Raw genomic sequence first — 1,519 nt, forward strand, 5'->3', positions numbered from 1 at the left:
CATTCGACCTGCTGCCTGCCTGCTCGTGCGTCAGGCCCGGACCGTACGGAGAGTCGCATGGACGCGTCCTTGGAACCCGTCTTCGAGCAGGTGCTGCGTCGCAACCCCGGTGAGGCGGAGTTCCACCAGGCTGTGCGAGAGGTGTTCGACAGCCTCGCCCCGGTGCTGCGCCGCAACCCTCAGTACGGGGACGCCGCCGTCCTGGAGCGCATCTGCGAGCCCGAGCGGCAGATCATCTTCAGGGTGCCGTGGGTCGACGACTCCGGACGCGTGCAGATCAACCGCGGCTTCCGCGTGGAGTACAACTCGGCCCTCGGGCCCTACAAGGGTGGGCTGCGCTTCCACCCCTCCGTCTACCTCGGCATCGTGAAGTTCCTCGGCTTCGAGCAGGTGTTCAAGAACGCTCTCACCGGCATGCCGATCGGCGGGGGCAAGGGCGGCGCCGACTTCGACCCGCGCGGGCGCTCCGACGGCGAGGTCATGCGCTTCTGCCAGTCGTTCATGACCGAGCTCTACCGCCACCTCGGCGAGCACACCGACGTGCCCGCCGGCGACGTCGGTGTCGGCGGTCGCGAGATCGGCTACCTGTTCGGTCAGTACAAGCGCATCACCAACCGCTACGAGTCCGGCGTCCTGACCGGCAAGGGTGTCGGCTGGGGCGGATCGCTCGTCCGCACCGAGGCAACCGGCTACGGCACGGTGCTCTTCGCGCAGGAGATGCTCCGCACCCGAGGACGGTCCTTCGACGGGCTGCGCGTCGCCGTCTCCGGGGCCGGGAACGTCGCGATCTACGCGATCGAGAAGGCGCAACAGCTCGGCGCCCGGGTCGTCGCGTTCTCCGATTCCTCCGGCTACGTCGTAGACGAGGCCGGCGTGGACCTCGAACTGCTCAAGGCGGTGAAGGAGGTGCAGCGCGGACGTGCGGCCGACTACGTCGCCCAGCGCCCCGGCGCCCACCTAGCGACCGCCGGGCGCATCTGGGACGTGCCGGTCGAGGTCGCGCTGCCCTGCGCCACCCAGAACGAGCTCGACGGTGCAGACGCCAAGGCTCTGCTGAGCCACGGCGTGCTCGCCGTCGCCGAGGGTGCCAACATGCCGACCACGCCGGACGGCGTCTCGCTCCTGCAGGAGGGTGGCGTGCTGTTCGCCCCCGGGAAAGCGGCCAACGCCGGTGGCGTGGCCACGTCGGCCCTGGAGATGCAGCAGAACGCGTCACGCGACTCCTGGACCTTCGAGGGCACCGAGGAACGCCTGACCGAGATCATGGCCGGTATCCACGACCGGTGCGCCAGCACGGCGGACGAACACGACGGCCCCGGGGACTACGTCCTGGGCGCCAACATCGCAGGCTTCCGGCGGGTCGCCGACGCCGTTCTCGCACTCGGCCTGGTCTGAGATCCGCCGTGGTCCGCGTCATCACGCGATCACTCCGGCCCAGGGGCCACCTACTGGTCGCACACGAGTCCAGCGGTCCAGCGCCGTGCCGATGGTCAGCGGCATCACAGCCGGTACCAGACCC

General features: G+C 69.7%; 1 protein-coding gene. It reads left to right on the forward strand.

Annotated features, from left to right (window positions below; all coding sequences use genetic code 11):
• Positions 1-57 precede the first annotated feature (57 nt).
• The gene (gene gdhA, locus WCS02_RS20235; RefSeq protein ID WP_340296109.1) at positions 58-1,395 is read left to right on the forward strand and encodes an NADP-specific glutamate dehydrogenase; all 1,338 of its coding nucleotides are present in this window, start codon (positions 58-60) and stop codon (positions 1,393-1,395) included.
• The last annotated feature ends 124 nt before the right edge of the window (positions 1,396-1,519 follow it).

It is taken from the genome of Aquipuribacter hungaricus (assembly GCF_037860755.1).
GTDB classification, from domain to species: domain Bacteria; phylum Actinomycetota; class Actinomycetes; order Actinomycetales; family JBBAYJ01; genus Aquipuribacter; species Aquipuribacter hungaricus.